The organism is Dellaglioa sp. CoH-56-MRSF-10, assembly GCF_056782175.1.
The window spans coordinates 233,901-251,883 of record NZ_JBXAYF010000002.1 but is presented as its reverse complement, the minus strand read 5'-3'; the positions used below and the strand labels follow the sequence as shown (position 1 = coordinate 251,883).

24 protein-coding genes, 1 tRNA gene, 1 pseudogene and 1 other annotated feature are annotated in these 17,983 nt (G+C 32.2%); of the genes and pseudogenes, 19 read left to right on the top strand and 7 right to left on the bottom strand.

The window, feature by feature from the left end:
- Window positions 1-80: 80 nt before the first annotated feature.
- From AC1RP4_RS03050 to AC1RP4_RS03040, 3 genes are read left to right on the top strand one after another with little or no spacing between them, the layout of a single operon-like run.
- Window positions 81-965, top strand: a complete 885-nt coding sequence (locus AC1RP4_RS03050; RefSeq protein WP_481761233.1) for an exonuclease SbcC — start codon at window positions 81-83, stop codon at window positions 963-965.
- The gene (locus AC1RP4_RS03045; RefSeq protein ID WP_481761234.1) at window positions 965-1,897 is read left to right on the top strand and encodes a hypothetical protein; all 933 of its coding nucleotides are present in this window, start codon (window positions 965-967) and stop codon (window positions 1,895-1,897) included. Before AC1RP4_RS03050 ends, AC1RP4_RS03045 begins: the two co-directional genes overlap by 1 nt.
- Window positions 1,898-1,954: 57 nt before the next feature.
- A complete protein-coding gene (locus AC1RP4_RS03040) occupies window positions 1,955-2,497 on the top strand; it encodes a dUTP diphosphatase (RefSeq protein ID WP_481761235.1) in 543 nt (180 codons plus the stop codon).
- 278 nt (window positions 2,498-2,775) lie between these two features.
- Here the strand turns inward: AC1RP4_RS03040 and AC1RP4_RS03035 are convergent, their stop codons facing one another.
- From AC1RP4_RS03035 to AC1RP4_RS03025, 3 genes are all read right to left on the bottom strand, one after another.
- Entirely contained in the window at window positions 2,776-3,045 is a 270-nt protein-coding gene (locus AC1RP4_RS03035) for a hypothetical protein (protein WP_481762174.1), read from the bottom strand.
- 144 nt (window positions 3,046-3,189) lie between these two features.
- Window positions 3,190-3,561, bottom strand: coding sequence for a transporter (locus AC1RP4_RS03030; RefSeq protein ID WP_409022645.1), 372 nt, complete (start codon window positions 3,559-3,561; stop codon window positions 3,190-3,192).
- A 77-nt stretch (window positions 3,562-3,638) separates the two neighbouring features.
- Window positions 3,639-3,905 (bottom strand): SemiSWEET family transporter, encoded by a 267-nt coding sequence (locus tag AC1RP4_RS03025; RefSeq protein WP_481761237.1) that lies wholly within the window; start codon window positions 3,903-3,905, stop codon window positions 3,639-3,641.
- 706 nt (window positions 3,906-4,611) lie between these two features.
- Between AC1RP4_RS03025 and AC1RP4_RS03020 the strand changes: the two genes are divergently transcribed.
- The 3 genes from AC1RP4_RS03020 to AC1RP4_RS03010 all read left to right on the top strand — a co-directional run bounded on the left by AC1RP4_RS03020 (window position 4,612) and on the right by AC1RP4_RS03010 (window position 6,732).
- The gene (locus AC1RP4_RS03020) at window positions 4,612-4,887 is read left to right on the top strand and encodes an ArpU family phage packaging/lysis transcriptional regulator (RefSeq protein WP_481761238.1); all 276 of its coding nucleotides are present in this window, start codon (window positions 4,612-4,614) and stop codon (window positions 4,885-4,887) included.
- Window positions 4,888-5,185: 298 nt separating this feature from the next.
- Window positions 5,186-6,160: a hypothetical protein gene (locus tag AC1RP4_RS03015; protein WP_481761239.1), complete on the top strand. Its 975-nt coding sequence runs from the start codon at window positions 5,186-5,188 to the stop codon at window positions 6,158-6,160.
- Between the two features lie 8 nt (window positions 6,161-6,168).
- Window positions 6,169-6,732, top strand: a complete 564-nt coding sequence (locus AC1RP4_RS03010; protein WP_481761240.1) for a hypothetical protein — start codon at window positions 6,169-6,171, stop codon at window positions 6,730-6,732.
- 22 nt (window positions 6,733-6,754) lie between these two features.
- Here AC1RP4_RS03010 and AC1RP4_RS03005 read toward each other — a convergent pair.
- The 4 genes and pseudogenes from AC1RP4_RS03005 to AC1RP4_RS02990 all read right to left on the bottom strand — a co-directional run.
- Window positions 6,755-7,348 (bottom strand): annotated as a pseudogene (locus tag AC1RP4_RS03005) (IS3 family transposase); the annotation flags it as partial.
- 116 nt (window positions 7,349-7,464) lie between these two features.
- Entirely contained in the window at window positions 7,465-7,746 is a 282-nt protein-coding gene (locus AC1RP4_RS03000) for a putative quinol monooxygenase (RefSeq protein WP_481761241.1), read from the bottom strand.
- A 119-nt stretch (window positions 7,747-7,865) separates the two neighbouring features.
- Window positions 7,866-8,570 carry a DUF4352 domain-containing protein gene (locus AC1RP4_RS02995; protein WP_481761242.1) on the bottom strand — a complete coding sequence of 235 codons (705 nt, stop codon included), beginning with the start codon at window positions 8,568-8,570 and terminating at the stop codon, window positions 7,866-7,868.
- Between the two features lie 407 nt (window positions 8,571-8,977).
- Window positions 8,978-9,051, bottom strand: a tRNA-Arg gene (locus AC1RP4_RS02990).
- Window positions 9,052-9,227: 176 nt separating this feature from the next.
- Between AC1RP4_RS02990 and AC1RP4_RS02985 the strand changes: the two genes are divergently transcribed.
- The 13 genes from AC1RP4_RS02985 (at window position 9,228) to AC1RP4_RS02925 (ending at window position 17,902) form a co-directional block, all read left to right on the top strand.
- Window positions 9,228-9,860 carry a TetR/AcrR family transcriptional regulator gene (locus AC1RP4_RS02985; protein WP_409022635.1) on the top strand — a complete coding sequence of 211 codons (633 nt, stop codon included), beginning with the start codon at window positions 9,228-9,230 and terminating at the stop codon, window positions 9,858-9,860.
- Between the two features lie 53 nt (window positions 9,861-9,913).
- Window positions 9,914-9,999 (top strand) — a sequence feature (ribosomal protein L21 leader region).
- An 18-nt stretch (window positions 10,000-10,017) separates the two neighbouring features.
- On the top strand, window positions 10,018-10,326 hold the full coding sequence (rplU, locus tag AC1RP4_RS02980) for a 50S ribosomal protein L21 (protein WP_409022634.1): 309 nt from the start codon (window positions 10,018-10,020) through the stop codon (window positions 10,324-10,326).
- Between the two features lie 21 nt (window positions 10,327-10,347).
- Window positions 10,348-10,677: a ribosomal-processing cysteine protease Prp gene (locus AC1RP4_RS02975; protein ID WP_409022633.1), complete on the top strand. Its 330-nt coding sequence runs from the start codon at window positions 10,348-10,350 to the stop codon at window positions 10,675-10,677.
- A gap of 23 nt (window positions 10,678-10,700) precedes the next feature.
- On the top strand, window positions 10,701-10,988 hold the full coding sequence (rpmA, locus tag AC1RP4_RS02970; protein WP_083478911.1) for a 50S ribosomal protein L27: 288 nt from the start codon (window positions 10,701-10,703) through the stop codon (window positions 10,986-10,988).
- Window positions 10,989-11,060: 72 nt separating this feature from the next.
- Complete coding sequence (locus AC1RP4_RS02965) at window positions 11,061-12,122, top strand: M24 family metallopeptidase (RefSeq protein ID WP_481761243.1); 1,062 nt, start codon at window positions 11,061-11,063, stop codon at window positions 12,120-12,122.
- An 81-nt stretch (window positions 12,123-12,203) separates the two neighbouring features.
- Window positions 12,204-12,764 (top strand): elongation factor P, encoded by a 561-nt coding sequence (gene efp / locus AC1RP4_RS02960; protein ID WP_409022631.1) that lies wholly within the window; start codon window positions 12,204-12,206, stop codon window positions 12,762-12,764.
- A gap of 19 nt (window positions 12,765-12,783) precedes the next feature.
- Window positions 12,784-13,215, top strand: coding sequence for an Asp23/Gls24 family envelope stress response protein (locus AC1RP4_RS02955; protein ID WP_409022630.1), 432 nt, complete (start codon window positions 12,784-12,786; stop codon window positions 13,213-13,215).
- An 8-nt stretch (window positions 13,216-13,223) separates the two neighbouring features.
- Window positions 13,224-13,661: a transcription antitermination factor NusB gene (nusB, locus tag AC1RP4_RS02950; RefSeq protein WP_409022798.1), complete on the top strand. Its 438-nt coding sequence runs from the start codon at window positions 13,224-13,226 to the stop codon at window positions 13,659-13,661.
- Window positions 13,662-13,767: 106 nt separating this feature from the next.
- Window positions 13,768-14,619, top strand: coding sequence for a bifunctional methylenetetrahydrofolate dehydrogenase/methenyltetrahydrofolate cyclohydrolase FolD (folD, locus tag AC1RP4_RS02945; protein WP_481761244.1), 852 nt, complete (start codon window positions 13,768-13,770; stop codon window positions 14,617-14,619).
- Window positions 14,612-15,952: an exodeoxyribonuclease VII large subunit gene (gene xseA / locus AC1RP4_RS02940; protein ID WP_481761245.1), complete on the top strand. Its 1,341-nt coding sequence runs from the start codon at window positions 14,612-14,614 to the stop codon at window positions 15,950-15,952. The genes folD and xseA overlap by 8 nt, the downstream gene beginning before the upstream one ends.
- Window positions 15,953-15,955: 3 nt before the next feature.
- Window positions 15,956-16,189, top strand: coding sequence for an exodeoxyribonuclease VII small subunit (locus tag AC1RP4_RS02935; protein ID WP_409022627.1), 234 nt, complete (start codon window positions 15,956-15,958; stop codon window positions 16,187-16,189).
- Window positions 16,182-17,069 (top strand): polyprenyl synthetase family protein, encoded by an 888-nt coding sequence (locus AC1RP4_RS02930; protein ID WP_481761246.1) that lies wholly within the window; start codon window positions 16,182-16,184, stop codon window positions 17,067-17,069. Before AC1RP4_RS02935 ends, AC1RP4_RS02930 begins: the two co-directional genes overlap by 8 nt.
- 8 nt (window positions 17,070-17,077) lie before the next feature.
- Window positions 17,078-17,902, top strand: coding sequence for a TlyA family RNA methyltransferase (locus AC1RP4_RS02925; RefSeq protein WP_481761247.1), 825 nt, complete (start codon window positions 17,078-17,080; stop codon window positions 17,900-17,902).
- Window positions 17,903-17,983 lie beyond the last annotated feature (81 nt).

Genomic DNA, 17,983 nt, shown 5'->3' with positions numbered 1-17,983 from the left:
TTAGTTTTTTTGATTATGCAAAGAAAAATCACAATACATAGTAAAAAAAATAATCATTAAATATGAATAAGGGGTAAACTATGATAAAAGACAATCAATTTAATTTATCGGATCACAGTGAAGCTACAAACAATATCGAACGCACTCTATCTAAAAAAGTTGAGTACTTAAATCAACTTAGAGAGGCGATTAAACAAGAAGATGATCGATTAGTTTATCAACTCATTAACCAATCTCGTTACGCACAACTAGTGTTAAAGAAAAGAAGCGTTTCGGAATCTGCCATTCAAGAAGAGTTGGTCATTAAAGATTATCCACAAATTCAACAATATTTAAGTTTGAAACTTATCTCATATTTACGTGATACGTATCCATTCTTCTATTTTGAAGAAATGGAAGTTGGAAAATTCAAAATTCATTTTGGTAATTGGTGGGATCGAAAAGAATTTGGCTATTTAGACGTTTTAAATGTTGAATTTAAATTTGATGAAGAAGAACTAGCTAAATTAGCTAAGTCTTTTGAATTGGAAGAAACGAATAAACGTGTTAATACAGATAAAATTAATCAAATATCAATTCAAAATAAAGAACGTCAAGAATTAGTTGATTCTCAGGATGAACGTGACGCTGAAAAAGACAAAATTCGCGAAGATATGAAACGTAATTCACAAGAAAAAGGGCGTCCTTGGGATGCTGGACGTATTCGTGAAGAACGTCGCGTGTTAAAAGAAAGATTAACAGAGTTAACTGAGATGGATGAAAAAGCCAGCAGTGCATATCAAGATATTAAATCAAGTGAGACTGATGTTTTAAGTTTAGCCAAAGAAGATACGTTGATTGGTTATGAAAGACAAAGTGTTATTGGTATATTTGGTGATTTTGAAAAATTCACTAAACAAAATGATGCCTTATATTACAGTTATTTATCTCACTTAATTAGTCAAAAAGGACAGGTGACTGAATAATGGCTGAAAAAGAAAAGCAGTTAGTTTCTACAAAATCGCGTTTAGTAAACTTTAATGAACAAATTAAATTAAGTCTGAACAATGGGATTAAATTTACGGAAACATTAGATGTTTTAATGAATACCCAGGATAAAGTTGAGTTGATTGATGCCGCAATGAGTTTGATGGGTTATCAACTTGACACTAATTATTTAACATTCCCGCAAAAATATAGTGCTGCAGATTATTGTTTACTCTTCTTTAACCGTTTAATGGACTTGCATGATAATGAAACGGCTATTTTACACTTCTCAGAGCCTAGAAAAGCACTTGTCCATGAAATACCTGGGATTAATGTCGTAGATAGTTTTTCCTTTAAAATTGATGATAATGATGGCGCTTATTATGTTGCACAAGAATCAGGAGAATCTTTATTTTATTTAAATTTACGTAAAAGAATGATTCGAATTAATAGTACAGCTATTACAAATGTCTTAATTGTTAGTTACTTGGAAAAATTAGACGCAAAATCGATTAAATATCTTGAAATGATGTTAATTGATTTTGCGACGTATTTAAAAGAAGATTATGGATTTAGCGTTGATCTTAATCTATTGGATTCAGGTAATCCAGCAAGATACGAATTGTCTGAAGATATACTTAAACGAAGTGTTATCGATGAATTATTTGTACTTGCTTCAGAAAATGAGTTAATGGTTGAAGCAGGCGCAAATAATAGTGCTGTTTTAAAATTAGCTAAATCTGAAATAACAATTTATGATCAACAACAAATGGGTGAGAGTGATAATGAAAAATGGGTCGTTGCTGTTATGGATGCTGCCCAAGAAATTTCATGGTTCGATATTTTGTTGAATGAACCTTTCATTAGAAATTGGTACTTGAATAATATAAATGAATTAAGTATTAAATCAGATCCCTTGATTTTTAAATAATAAAAAAATGTCTGTCCGTTAGTTACTAGTGGGCAGATTTTTTTGGAGGAAAATTTAGTGAACTTAACAGATATGATCCAAATGGAACGAAGCTTTGATCGGGATGTTATTCAAGATAAAAAAATTAGATGGAGTCCTGAAGAGAGATTGTTTAACGCCTATGTGAGCTTGGATGTTGAACTATCAGAATTAGCCAACACGGTTGAATGGTTTAAAGTCTGGAAAGAAAATCGTGGACAAAAAATGGAAAAAGGCAAAACGCATGAAGAGACAGTACTCTCAGAATATGTTGATGCAATGAGTTTCTTTTTTAATATTGCCAATCAAAATAAATGGACCTATTTATTATTAATTAGTGACGAAGAGATGGATGATTTTGCAAAAAAGCCTATGACAATGTCATTGAATAAAGTCTTTTTATCGTTAAAATTAATGATTTCTAAAAGTTTATTTAGTCATAAATTAGAAGATTTTAAACATGCTTGGCATCTTTTTATTAAATTCGGGTTAGTTGATTTAAAATTGTCTTGGAATGATATTGAAAATGAATTTGTTAAAAAAAATATGGAAAATATTGAAAGACAAGAAAATAATTATTAATTAAAACAGTCTTAAATTGGAGCTAACCAATAATATTGGACAAAAATTTAAGCAGGTTACTGAATTTTAAGAGCTTGGTATCGTATTATTAGTAATTAATTTACAACTGAGCGTCGTAAATAAGGAATCATTAATAATTCGTATTTTAAATTTTAATAAAGAAAAGCCTTCGACATTGGATTTTTGTCCAATATTGAAGGCTTTTTTGTGTTAATAACTGAATAACAGTTTTTATTTGAATGAGACTAATCTCTTTTAAAATTAACTTAAGTAAAAAATCAAGAACCAGTATCAAAATTAAAATCAGCACCATCTTCAGATTCATGAATATGAACGTCTTTAGCAGACGAAGTACTATCATTAATATCAAAGCTCTCAGAAGAAGATGTCTTCTTAGTAGATGATGAAGATTCTTTAGAAGAATCTTTGGCCTTAGAAGATGAGGCCTTTGTGTTGGATGATGCAGACGACTGTTGAGAAGAAGAGCTATTTTTGTTAGAACTGGAATCAGAATTATAACTATATTCGCAAGCAGACAATAGTAGCATTGATACGCTTAGAACCCCTAGTAAGCTAATAAATTTTTTCATTTTAAATCCCCCAATATTTTTATGGTGCAAAGCGAGCAGTAGGAATCGCACCTACTAAAAGTATCTATACGCTCGTTAGAAATTTATGTTAAATTTTGTTTATTAGTGCTTAGCAGGAGCTTGTTTGAGTGTGAAAACTGCTGCAATGATTAATAAAATAAATGTAGGAAGGGCAAAAACCATTGATAAAAGAAATAAACCGCAACCAATAATACCAAGAACATGGCCAGTAATAGAGATATCAGCTTTTCTTGATTGAACAAGTGCAACAATGTGAAGAATAAGGCCAATTCCTAGCATAATATAAAAGAAAATAGCTGTACCGCTAGTTAAGGTTGATGTTCCAGAGACAGCGTGTGATGTTACAGTAGATTTATTGATACCAGTTAAAATAACGATAAGCCAAGAAAAGGCTACTAATATAGTATTTATGATATCGAAAGTACCTGCTGCAGTGTTAATTTTTAGTTTCATGAAGAATTCCCCCGTATGGAGCTTTTAACGTGATTCCCTATCTGCACGTAAGTATTCTATTTTATGTATATGATATTTTATAAGGCAGTGAAGAAAGCGATGGCGCCTAGAAAGATACCCGGTACGTTTGCAAAGAATATAGGCCAGTCTTTATTTTTACCACATACGCCATAGACAGTCCAAAATATGCAATTAATACAGGCAACCAAGGGCTGAACAGGATTACCCTGGCTACCATTAAGGTTGGAAATGATTTGTGGGATGTATGAGACATACATTAAGATAGATAAAATACTTGCAAACTTCCCGATTTTTTCTAGAGTGCTATCATTTAATAATTTCATTCTAATTCCTCCAAACTTTTTTATGCCTCTCTATAATAACTAATTATCAGTTATTCTACAAATTATAACAACTGGGAGTAGGTAAAAATGTTTGGTGTTGGTGAAAATAAACTTGTGGATGATTTTTATTATTAAAATGCATCAAAATTTTCTTGGGTGATAAATTAATTATTTAAATGAAGGCTAGGTATTTGTTTAGGTTAATATCTTACTAATTCAGAACTGTTATTGTAAACTCAGTATTTTGTTTTTAACTAATACTGACTATTTATGAAATTGCTGGATCTGAATAGCAAAGCTATAGAATGTTGAATAAATGATATTTAAATAGTGGTACATTCAGTAGAAACTATAGGACTAATAGTTTCTGTTAACAGATGACTACGTATCAAAAAAATTTACAGGGATGAGTTAATGCGTTGCTCTAATCAGAATGACGTTCCTCAGATGATTATCAAATTTAACAATAATTTTTCTTATAAAGGTAGCGCAGTTATTGATACTATTCATGAGTTGACCATTTAGGAGAAGAATGAAGTAATCAGAGAAATTACACTACTTGAGTTTCATTAATGATTTAGATAACATAAAACCCACTTAGTAAGGTGACTTATACATACAACTATTACTCTGACTGGCAATGATTATAACAAACGTAAAGGGGGAAATGCTATATCTTCATTTAACGAACTATTCCCACAAGTCAATGAAAAATCTACAATTAATAAGGTTAAACGTTTTTTTAAAGTATGGTTACCAAAAATGCAGAGATATAGTCAGAAGGATATTAGCGGAATTAAGTCGCCAATTATCATGGATATGCCTAAAAAGTACCTCAGGGAACAATCAACACGAAGAGACCATAACTAAACGTATCTATGCTGAGCAAGTTATTAATAATGTTCTAGTAGCTTTAAAGAGTTGTGACACTATTAGTAGAAAAATATTAATAGATGTCTATATTGCAGAAGATAATAAATAAAATGATATTGAAATGGATGATTTAGGATATGAAAAGACGAGATACAGTTTTTACAAGAATCGAGCATGCTTACAGTTTGCTGATTCATTCTTAATTGAAGACTTACATGATTTCAAAAAGTGAACATTTAGTGAACAAATTGAAGTGATTAATCTGTTATATTAGTAATATGATATTTTGATATCAGTTATTAATCTCTAATCCAAATATTTATACACACATGAGAAAGGTATTGTTTACCTGTCTTTTTTATTGTTTAATAATAGAGCGAGTATAAATTATTTGGAGGAGTAACTATTTGGACAATTATTATGTATTTAAATTAAATTTAGCACCAAATATAATTAGAACTTACGTTGAAAGAAAATCAGAAGGTTGGAAACAGCTTAAACATAATGTAATAAAGGATGATCTAACTAATAGTTTTGGAATACCTAATGGATTTGAAAGGGGAACATATTTAAATTTTATTTTTAAGGATACTGATGTTAAAGAAGAATTATCCAAATCTATAGAATATACAGAATTTGTTGCTCAATCTAAAAAAATAGAAGAGGAATATTTTGCTGTTATAGAAAACTATGAAAAAAATTCGGGCATTTTATGGACAAAAGAATTTTTGGGCGTTACAAAAGTTGAAATGAGAACAAAAATGGACAAATTACTTAAAAAATATCCATTTTTAAAAGAATCATTAGATGATGTTTTAGAAGATGATATAATAGGCAACTTAAAAGGGTACGGACGTTACGGACATGGTCGTAAAATGATGCTAGAGGCTAGAAAAATAATACGGTATATTCAGGATAAAGAATATATAAATGCTGGAGTGAATTTTTTTTATGAATTGGAAACTGAAAAAATTTTAATTTCTACTAATGACAAAAGTTTGAAAGAAGCTATTAGTATGTCTGAAAGAATAGAATCATTTATAAATACAGCAGAAAATACCAATATGGGTGCTGTATCAGTTAATGCAGTTCAAGATAGCGTTAGCATTAAGCAAGATTATGCAAGAGTAACAGTACATCTTGTCTATCCTAATGGTGCCCAGCAAGTTGAAGATAGGGACCTTGCTAGTCGAAAACGTATAAATGCTGAAGATGTGAAAAAAATATATAGTGCCCCTAGAGGAGAAAAAGTAAATACAGTAGAGTTAAGTAAACAATTGGGTGAAGATGCTAAGCGAGGATACCTTAAATCGATAAAACATAGGGCAATGAGTATAATGAAAATTGTACCTGTAATAGTTAATAAAAATTTTCATAAATAGGTGATAGTATGGTAGATAATAAATCATTGATGAGAGCATTATGGACTTCAAAACGAGCAACTATATGCAATATATACTCTAAAATTGGAATTTCGATAAATGTAATATTTACAATAATATATTTATTTTTTCCGGATATTATTAATGTTAATTATGAAGTTTCAAGCTTATTGGGTATTTCTGTTACCGGATTATCTTTTACATTCGCATTATTTGTTGCGGTTAAAAGTATCTTTGATATAGATAATTTAGGACACATATATTTAGTTTCTAAAACAGATACTCAATTAAAAAACGTATTTGTTGAAATATTCACACCATTTATGTGGACTTCATTTTTATGGCTAACCATAGTTGGAATATCAATTAGTACTATGTTAATATCATTTGAAACCTTTATTGATTTTGAAGTAATTTTGTATTTGAAAGGAATAGTTTTAATTTTAGTATTTACGGCGTCTTTGAATATTTTTGGGCTTATTTTAGACATCATCCGAGATACTCAAAAAAAGGCTATAGAGGCTGGAGAAGAAGAAGCTGAGTCAATAATAAAAAATAATAAAATGAAGTGAACCCTAAATATTGGACGAAGCTTTATGCAGCATTCTGGGTTATAAAAATTCGGTGTTCAACCGGGCTTTTACAACCCAATTTTATTTTAATTCGTGAAAAATTATAGTCATTTATCCAAACCGGTACTTGTGAAACTAGTGTTTCATATGTATCGGTTTCTTTTTGATAGAAAGCTTCAGCTTTCATAATATGGAAAAAGCTTTCCATGGCAGCGTTATCTAAACATGTTGCTTTACGTGACATACTCTGAAAAATACGATATTTTTTGAGAATAGTAACCCAATTTTTGTGTTGATATTGGAATCCTTGGTCAGAATGAATCGTCGTTCGATAATTTAAATCTTTTGGGATTTTTGCAATTGCTTGTTTCAAAACCTTTGTTGTAAATTTAACTGTTGGATGTTTACTAATCTGATGACTTAGAATTTTGCCTGAAAACAGATCATAAATACAGGTGAAATGGGCCCGTTCATCGATTGTTTCGTCACCCCAACGGACTTCTGTAACATCTGTTGCTAGTTTTTGATAAGGTCGGTCCGAAAAGAAACGGCGATTAATCAGGTTTTTAGAAACGGTACCAACTTTTCCTTTATACGAGTTGTATTTGCGTGTCTGGCTGAAATTGAAGTAGCTCCCATAAATTAAATCTCCTTAAATTTTTAAAATTTTGTAGCAATACGACCAATGAGCCTTGCACTCATAGCCAGCTTAACTGGTGGTCGAAAGGGTAGTTAGGCGTCCATTACAATAACTTGTAATTCTTCAGTTACAAATTGATTGATGCCTGCTAAAAATTCTTTAAAATAAGTTGTTTCATTGTGGAAGTTAACTGCGTCTTGGTCTTGCCAATGCTCAATTATTGCATAACGATTGTTGGCACCTAATTGTTTAAAATGATTGTATGAAATATTACCAGATTCTTTTTTTGATTGCGTCACTAGAGGATCAATAAAATGTTCATATTCTGTAATACAATTTTCATTAACAACTAAACTAACATTAAAAACTTTCATGATAATATTCTCCTTTTTAGCTTTTAACGTGATTCCTATGCACGTAGATAAACAAAAACGAGCAGCAGGAGTTGCACCTGCTTGAAGTATCTATACACTCGTTAAAATTAGTTAAATATTTATTCCCAAGTTGAGTCCCCGTAAGTGACAGAGAACGGACCAGCATTAGAAGTTGTAAAGTATAATGTCATTACAGCTTTTTTTCCGGCAGCTATTGAATTTGGAATATTACCAGAGTAAGTCTCTGAATTAAATTCCCCAATAGTATCATCACTATCATAGACGTCAAACTTTTGACCATTGAAATCTAGTGGACCTGTACCATTATTTTGAACGGTTACTTTAACAGCAACTTGTGTATCACCGGATTTAACATCATTTAAAGGAACTGACGTTTCTTTTTCAGCAGAGTCAACGGTTATCTTTGAGTCGTCAGTTAAATCTACAGAATCGCCAAAAGATGAAGTAGATTCTGAATCGGATTCATCATCAGTGTATGACTCATCGTCAGATTCTGAATCAGATTCAGATTCATCGTCAACATATGAATCATCATCGTCATCATAACTAGAATCATCATCTGATTCTGACGAGTCACTAGCACTTGACGATCTAAAATTAGACGATGAACGCGCTGACGAATCTTTATCAGATGTTACCGACATCACGCTAAAAGAAATAATTGATATGCCTAAACCGGCAATCAATAAAATTAGTGGTATTAAATTAGAAGCTTTATTACCCCAAGCTACAATAAACCAAGTTACACCTGTAAAAAAAACAACTAAACCAATAAGAAAAATAATTGTAAATGTAGTACTCATGAATATATTTCCTCCGAAATCTATATCTCTACTCCTAGAAATATGATAAAATTATTTGTTAATATATTTATACCCTCTAACTTGCTACCAACAGGTTAGGGGATTTTTTAATAGTTTTATTTCAAACAATTTACTAAAGCTTAAGTAATTGCTTGATATTTTTAACGTGTTTTCCAGTAATACAATATAAAGCGTTGCCAACAGCCTTACCGACAGAAAATGCTTTCTTATCGCCTGATATTTTAATACTTTAGTAGATTTATTGATAAAAATATCCATGCAACAAATATGCAACAAATGTTTTGAGCATTCTATCCTTTATAGTCTGTTTTCACCTAAATAAAAAAATAGGAACGCCCGTTTAAAGGCATTCCTATTTTTATAAATCGGTCTAGAATGGATATCTATGACTCGGGTGAGATTCGAACTCACGACCGTCCGCTTAGAAGGCGGATGCTCTATCCAGCTGAGCTACCGAGTCATAACAACATTTAATAGTATATGATAAAATACTGGTACTTGTCAATGGAAATTGGTAGAACTCTTATAAATTATCAAAAACATGAATGAAAGTTTTGATGAAATGTTCTATAATAAGAAAGTAATAGACATAAATGGAGATAAAGACTATTTAATTATGAATAAAGAGGTTGAAAAATGGTTGATTCTAATGATCCACGGGTAAAGAGAACAAGACAAAATTTAAAAAAATCATTAGTTGTACTCATGAAACATTACAAAGTTGAAAATATTAGCGTTCAAAAGATTACTCAGGAAGCAAATGTCACTCGAGGAACATTCTATCTGCATTATCATGACAAACAAGATTTTATTAATCGGGCAATGGATGAAATTTTAGATGACTTTTTTGATTACATTATGATTATGTCAAAACAATCACCAGATAAAGCGTACGTTTATTCGAAACCAGTTGAAGTTTGTTGTTTAAATCGGGTGTTTAACTACTTACAAGATGAATCAATGATGTTTGGCGTACTTTTAAATAGTCAAGAAGATGTCGCTTTTTCTGATAAAGTATATGATAGACTAGTTATCTACTTAAATAACTTTAGAGAACAGTTAGCAGGCGATTTTGAAGTATCTAAGATACCAAACGAGTTACAAGTATCCTATGTTGCATCAGCGCACCTAGGCTTCATTAAACGTTGGTTACGAGACGATATGATCTACACACCGCACTACGTTGCTAAGGTTTTAAAAGAAATTACTGGCGTTGATACAAGTAACGGAGTCAATTTAACAAACTTTTTTGTTGAAAATGATGGATAACGTTGACTTAAGAAGTTACATTTGATATTATAATAACGTTGTATTTGTGAACACCACAACTGCAACCGCACGTTTTAAGTTTTTAAGCGTCAGGTTGTCTAAATCTGATCACTAAATTACGGCGAGTCTAAGTAATCTATAAGGAGGTGTAATACACATGTACGCAATTATTAAAACAGGTGGCAAACAACTTAAAGTTGAAGCCGGAGAAGCTATTTACATTGAAAAATTATCAGCAGAAGCTGGTGAAAAAGTTACATTTGATGAAATTGTTTTAGTTGGTGGCGAAAAAACCGTTATTGGTGCTCCTTTTGTTAAAGGTGCTACAGTAACTGGTACTGTTGAAAAACAAGGCCGTGAAAAGAAAGTTGTTACTTTCAAATACAAACCTAAGAAACATTCTCATACAAAACAAGGTCATCGTCAACCATATACTAAGGTTGTTATCGATGCTATTAACGCATAATTTTGAAAGTAGGCTACTAGTATGATACGTGCAGTTATTTCTCGGAGAGATGCCAAAATCATCGATGCGTTTGAAATAACAGGGCATGCTGATTCTGGTGAATATGGTCAAGATATTGTGTGTGCTGCGGTTTCGGTATTGACTATCAATACAGTTAATAGTTTGACCGAACTTGCTAAACTTAATCCTGATGTTGAGATGGATGAAGATAATGGTGGATTAATGAAAGTTAAACTATCAGAATCTGAGTTAAACGATGCTACAGGACAGTTATTTTTAGAAAGTTTAGTTTTAGGACTACAGTCAATTGAGCAAAACTATCAAGATTACATTAAATTAACACTTAAATAATAAGACTATAACAAGGAGGTGCATTGATTATGTTAATGAATTTACAATTTTTCTCACATAAAAAAGGTGGGGGTTCTACTTCTAATGGCCGTGATTCTGTCGGTAGACGTTTAGGCTCAAAAAGAGCTGACGGACAAGAAGTAACAGGTGGTTCAATTCTTTATCGTCAACGTGGAACACGTATTTATCCTGGTGTTAACGTTGGTAAAGGTGGAGATGATACTTTGTTTGCTAAAGTCGATGGTATCGTTCGCTTCGAACGTAAAGGCCGCGATAAGAAACAAGTCTCTGTATACCCTGTAGCTGAATAATAATAACTCAAAGGAAACCTCTTCATTTTATGATAGAGATTTCCTTTTTTTGTACATAAAAGGAGTGTTTAAATGAATTTTGATAGAATTAAACAATTACAATCAACTTTTGAGAAACTCTCGATTGATGCATTTCTAGTGACGGATACGACAAACATATTTTATTTAAGTGGTTTTGAAGGTGATGGTGTATTGTTAATTACTGATACACAACAATTTTTAATCACTGACCTAAGATTTGAATTGGCACTAGAAAATCATGATAAAAAATTAGAAATAAAATTTACGCGTGATTATCTGGGTGCTGTATCTGACATAATTAGTGAAAAAGGATTAACAGTTATGGGATTTGAATCATCAATATCATTTTTAGAGTATGATCAATTAGATGAAATCCTTGTTAGTGATTTGGTGCCATTTACTAATATTGTTGACGAATTACGACGTGTTAAAGATAAGGATGAGCAGATAAAATTAATAAAAGCAGGAAAATTAGCTGATGAAGCTTTCAATTATATTGTGTCGACGATTGAAGTTGGTCAAACAGAAATTGAAATTGCTAATCGGCTAGATAGTTATATCAAAAATTTAGGTACTATGAGTGAATCTTTTGAAACAATTGTAGCAAGCGGTATTCATTCAACATGGCCACATGCAACGGTTTCAAAACGAAAGATTCAAGACCAGGATCTGATTACGATAGATTTTGGCTATTATTACGAGAACTATACATTTGATGTCACAAGGACCATCGCCGTGGGATCGATATCTGATGAATTAAAACATATCTACGAGTCTGTTTTAACGACACAAGAACGAGTGATTTCATTAATTAAACCGGGAATAAAATTAAGTGAATTAGCTAGAGTTGCTAATGAAACAATCGCCGATGCAGGATATGGTAAATATTTTAATCATGGGATTGGGCATGGAATTGGCCTATCAATTCATGAATTACCTAATATTAAATTGGATGATTCAAACAGTGTTTTGCAAGCAGGCGACGTCATTACAATTGAACCAGGGATTTATGTACCAAACCTTAGTGGGGTTCGAATTGAGGATGATATTTTAGTGACTGAGAATGGCTATCAAATGTTAACGAATTCTTCTAAAAAATTAATGATAATATAGACTTTAACTTGCTTTTATATGTCCATTATTGCTATTATTAGAACTATGAGATACACGAGATAGTAGGAGGAATATTATATTATGATGTCCGTTAATGAATTTAAAAATGGTGTTACAATCGAAGTTGATGGTGATTTATGGCGTGTTGTTGAATTTCAACATGTTAAACCGGGTAAAGGTTCTGCTTTTGTTCGATCAAAACTAAAGAATCTCCGTACAGGTGCTGCTCAAGAAAAAACATTCCGTGCTGGTGAAAAAGTTCAAAAAGCACAAATTGATAATAAAAAAATGCAATATCTTTATGCTGATGGTAACAACTATGTATTTATGGATATGGATACATATGAACAATTAGAATTACCAGAAGAACGCGTGCATGAACAATTAAATTATTTGAAAGAAAACTTAATTGTTAATGTTATTATGTTTGGCACTGAAACACTTGGTGTTGACGTTCCTAATACAGTTGAATTAAAAGTAGCATCAACTGAAGCGGGTATTAAAGGTAATACACAATCTGGTGGAACTAAACCTGCTGTTCTTGAAACAGGATTAGTTGTACAAGTGCCATTCTTCGTTAATGAAGATGAAATGTTAATTATTAATACACAAGATGGCACATATATTTCCAGAGCACAATAAATCGACGGAGGTTAAACTTATGGCTGAAGAAACAAATATTGTTTTAAAAAGTACTGAACCTTCTTTGGGTGACATTAAGATTGCACCTGAAGTTATTGAAATTATTGTTGGAATTGCTGCTAACCAAATTGATGGTGTTTACTCAATGCGTGGGACAATTGCTAAAAATTTAACTGAATTATTTGGCCGTAAAAAGTCACTGGGTAAGGGTGTTAAACTTGATTTAACAGATGACCAGTTGAATATTGATGTTTTTGTTTACCTTGATTACGGTGTATCTGTTCCTAAGGTTGCATTAGTGATGCAAGAAAAGATTAAACAACAATTACTATTTATGACAGGTTTAGAAATTATTGAAGTAAATGTTCATGTTGAAGGGGTTATTCCTGAAAAGGAAGCCGATAAGATAGATACTGACGATTTATTTTCAGAAAAAGATGGTGAAAATTAGTGAGTGTAATAGTAACTAGACATACGATTCGCGAAAAAGCATTTCAAGCATTATTTGCGTTAAATTCTAACCCAGATGGTGATAGAGAGGCTATTTATCGTGAATTGTTAGAAGTTCCTGATGAAGAGTCGGCTGTAATTCCACCTTATTTAGAAGCATTAGTTTCAGGTGTTAGTGATAAACAAGCTGAGATAGATTCTGTTATTGAAGAAAATCTAACATCACGCTGGAAACTATCACGCTTAAACAATACGGATTTAATTATTTTGAGATTAGCTATTTACGAAATGAAATACGTAGATGATGTTCCTGCTAAGGTAGCATTGAATGAAGCTTTAGAAATTGCTAAAGAATTTAGTGATGATGAATCAAGAAAATTTGTTAATGGTGTGTTAGATCCAGTTGTTGAAAAAATGCCTGTTGATATTGAAAAAACAAATGAATAATAATGATTGAGAAGTGTTGCATTTTTTGCGACACTTTTTTTTTAGAAATGAATACCTTAAATATGATAAAATGTAAGAAGTAAAAATGGAATAGAGGTGCTAAATTATGGCTAAATTAATTGATGGTAAAAAATTGGCACAAATAACGACGGATAATTTAAAATCTGAGATAGAAGCTTTAAAGAAAAAGAATGTCTTTCCTACATTAGCTGTTATTGTAGTTGGAGAAAATCCAGCAAGTAAAATATATGTTAAGAATAAGCATCGAATTGCTGAATCTATTGGGATAAAATCGATTGTTAAAAGATTACCTGATACGATATCAGAAAAAGAGTTGCTAAATCTCATTAATGACTATAATGATAATTCAGATATTAATGGCATATTAGTACAGTTACCTTTACCGAACCAAATTGATGAAAAAAAGATAACCGAAGCTATTAAACCAGAAAAAGATGTTGATGGATTTCATCCGATAAATATTGGACGATTAGCCATGAATGATCCACTAGCAATTCCATGTACACCACTGGGAATTATGAGAATGTTTAACGCATACAATATTGATTTAGACGGTAAAAATGCAGTTGTTGTTGGCCGCAGTAATATTGTGGGTAAACCAATGGCGGCGTTACTTTTAAACGCTAATGCAACAGTAACGATAACGCATAGTCATACGGAAAATTTATCAGAGATAACTAAACAGGCTGATATTTTAGTCGTTGCAATTGGTCAAGCAAACTTTATTAAAAAAACCGATGTGAAACAAGGTGCTGTAGTCATCGATGTCGGGATGAACCGCTTAGATAGTGGTAAGTTAGCGGGAGATGTCGATAAGGAAGTTGCAGAGGTTGCAGGATATCTGACACCAGTACCAAAAGGGGTTGGACCTATGACGATTGCAATGTTGATGGAACAAACAATTGAATTAACAAAACGGAGTGTTGGCATTGAATAAAGATAATTATTTATCAGTTACATCATTAACAACATATTTGAAGAAAAAATTTGATGCTGATCCTTATCTTGGGACCGTTTATTTAACTGGCGAAATTTCAAATTTAAGACCTCGACCTAATGCGCATCAATATTTTAGTTTAAAAGATGATCATGCTAAAATTAGCGCAATTATGTTCCGTTCAGCTTTTGATAAAATAAAATTTAAACCAGAAGATGGCATGAAAGTTTTAGTTATGGGCCGTATATCTTTATATGAAGCGACAGGTAACTATCAAATATATATTGAGCGAATGGAACCTGATGGTGTTGGTGCGTTATATCAAGCCTATGAGCAGTTAAAAAATAAGCTACAAGCTGAAGGATTATTTTCAGCACCAAAACAGGCATTGGTTAAATATCCTAAACGAATTGCTGTGATTACAAGTCCTTCAGGGGCTGTCATTAAAGATATTATGACAACCGTTAAAAGACGTTACCCGATTGCTCAATTAGTTTTATTTCCTGCGATTGTACAAGGTGACAAAGCAGCTAATGATTTAGTTAAGCGGTTAAAACAAATTAACGAATTAGGCCATTTTGACACGATTATTATTGGTCGAGGCGGTGGCTCAATTGAAGATTTATGGCCATTTAATGAAGAATCTGTTGCAAGGGAAATATTTGCTAGCCAGATTCCAATTATTTCTTCAGTTGGACATGAGACAGACACAACCATTGCTGATTTAGTGGCCGATGTTCGGGCAGCAACGCCAACAGCAGCAGCAGAATTAGCTGTCCCTGTTTACGCCGATGAATTAATTAAGATTAATCAATTAAAATTGAGACTATTACAAGTAACACAAAATATTTTAAGTTTAAGAAGACAACAATTAGATAAGATTCAACAATCATATGTTTTTCAACAACCTAATCGGTTATATGAGGGTTACCTTCAAAACTTAGACAATTTAGCACAACGCTTAATGCAAGTAACAAAACAAATTATCACAATTAAGAAACAACAATTTGAACAAGCTAATGGTCAGTTGCGCTATCAAAATCCGCAACAATTGGTTAGTCAACTGCAAGATCAAGTAAAACAACAAAACAAACAGTTACATCAATTAATGACCTACTTACTTGAAACAAAGAAACAACAGGTTGGCGAAAAAATAAATGCGCTTGATTTATTAAGTCCATTGAAGATTATGGGACGAGGATACAGTTACGTATCTATGGAAGATAAAATTATTAAAAGTATTAATTCAGTGAATATAGATGATAACGTCGTGTTACACCTTACAGATGGTAAAGCATATGCAAAAATTGAAAAAGTTGAAAAAGGAGAATAAAAAATGGCTGAAAAAAAAGCGACATTTGAAGATAACTTAGTAGAACTTGAAAAAATTGTAACAGAACTAGAACAAGGTGATGTTCCTTTAGAAAAAGCATTAACCCAATTTCAAAACGGTGTTAAGTTGAGCTCAAAATTGCAAAAAACATTGGAAAATGCTGAAAAAACATTAACCAGTGTCATGAATGATTCTGGTGAAGAAGTGCCATTCGAACAAGGCTTAGAAAATGAGTAACTTAACTAAATTTTCTGATATCGTATTACCAGAATTTAATCAAATTATGTTGAATCAATTACAGGCTTTAGACACTGAAAAAAAGTTAAAAGAATCGATGACTTATTCAGTTGAAGCGGGTGGTAAACGTATTAGACCACTAATCATTTTTGTTATTTGTCAAATGCTTAATCGTAAACTTGATAAGTCAGTTTATTCTATTGCTGGTGCATTAGAATTAATTCATACCTATTCATTAATTCATGATGATTTGCCTGCGATGGATGATGATAATTTAAGACGTGGTAAACCAACAAACCATATTATTTTTGGTGAAAGCATGGCAATTTTAGCTGGTGATGCACTAAATACATTAGCCTTTGAATGGATCAGTAACGCAGAGTTGCCTGATTCACAAAAGGTATTACTAATGGGTCAACTAGCTAGGTTAGCTGGCCCAGAGGGAATGGTTGGCGGTCAAGTTGCCGATATTGAAGGTGAACAAAAAGAGTTATCATTAGCGCAGTTGAAACAGGTGCATAAGCGTAAAACGGGTGATTTAATTGAATTTTCAGTTTACGCAGGTAGCATACTTGGAAAAGCGACTGACCAACAGCACGTAGCGTTTATGGCATATGGACGTCATTTTGGGTTAGCTTTTCAAATCTATGATGATATTATGGATGTCGTTGGGACATCTGAAGAGATGGGCAAGGCTGTTCATAAAGACAATCAAGAAAATAAAAATACGTATCCTGGACTAATGGGAATTGATCAAGCTTATAGGATGCTCGAAGAAGTAACCAATCAAGCTAAAGATGCTATTCAAACGCTTAAGCAAACAGGGTTGGAGACAGAGTATTTGGAAGAATTGTTACATTACTTTAAATTAAAAAATTAGGAGTCACTATGAAAAAAGAGCGCATTGATGTTTTATTAGTTAAACAAGGGTTATTTGAAACTCGTGAACAGGCCAAACGTGCAGTTATGGCTGGTGAAATTCTGGGTGAGAATGAAGAACGATTGGATAAACCAGGTGTTAAAATTTCTGAAGAAACTGTGCTTCATTTTAAAGGTAAAAAATTACCTTATGTGAGCCGCGGTGGACTTAAATTAGAAAAAGCCCTTAAAGTATTTGATGCAACCGTTCAGGATAAAACGGTCTTAGACATTGGATCATCAACCGGTGGCTTTACCGATGTTGCTTTACAAAATGGCGCAAAATTAAGTTATGCGTTAGATGTTGGTACCAATCAATTAGTTTGGAAATTACGACAAGATCCAAGAGTTGTTGTGATGGAAAATACTAACTTCAGATATAGTAAAAAAGAAGATTTTGAATTTGGACAACCCAATTTTGCAACAATAGATGTATCGTTTATTTCATTACATCTTATTTTACCTGCATTAAAGAAAATTATTACTGAAAATGGGGATGTTGTGGCATTAATAAAACCCCAATTTGAAGCAGGAAAAGAAAATGTTGGAAAACATGGTATTGTACGAGATGAAAAGATTCATCGTCAAGTGCTCGAAGACATTGTTCAATTTTCTATTTCCACTGGATTTAATGTTGCGGATTTAAGCTACTCACCAATTAAGGGTGGCGAAGGTAATATTGAATTTTTAATTCATTTAAAGTCTGCGATAAATGAAATTGGCGAGATTTCGGATAAGGTTAGTATCGATGGCGTATTAACTGCTGCATACGATAACCTGAATGCCGTTAAATAAGGATTTAAAGTGAAGTTCTTTAATAATAATTGAAATTACGTTATACTAACTCTATGGGTGGTAGAGGTTATCGGGTGAGGG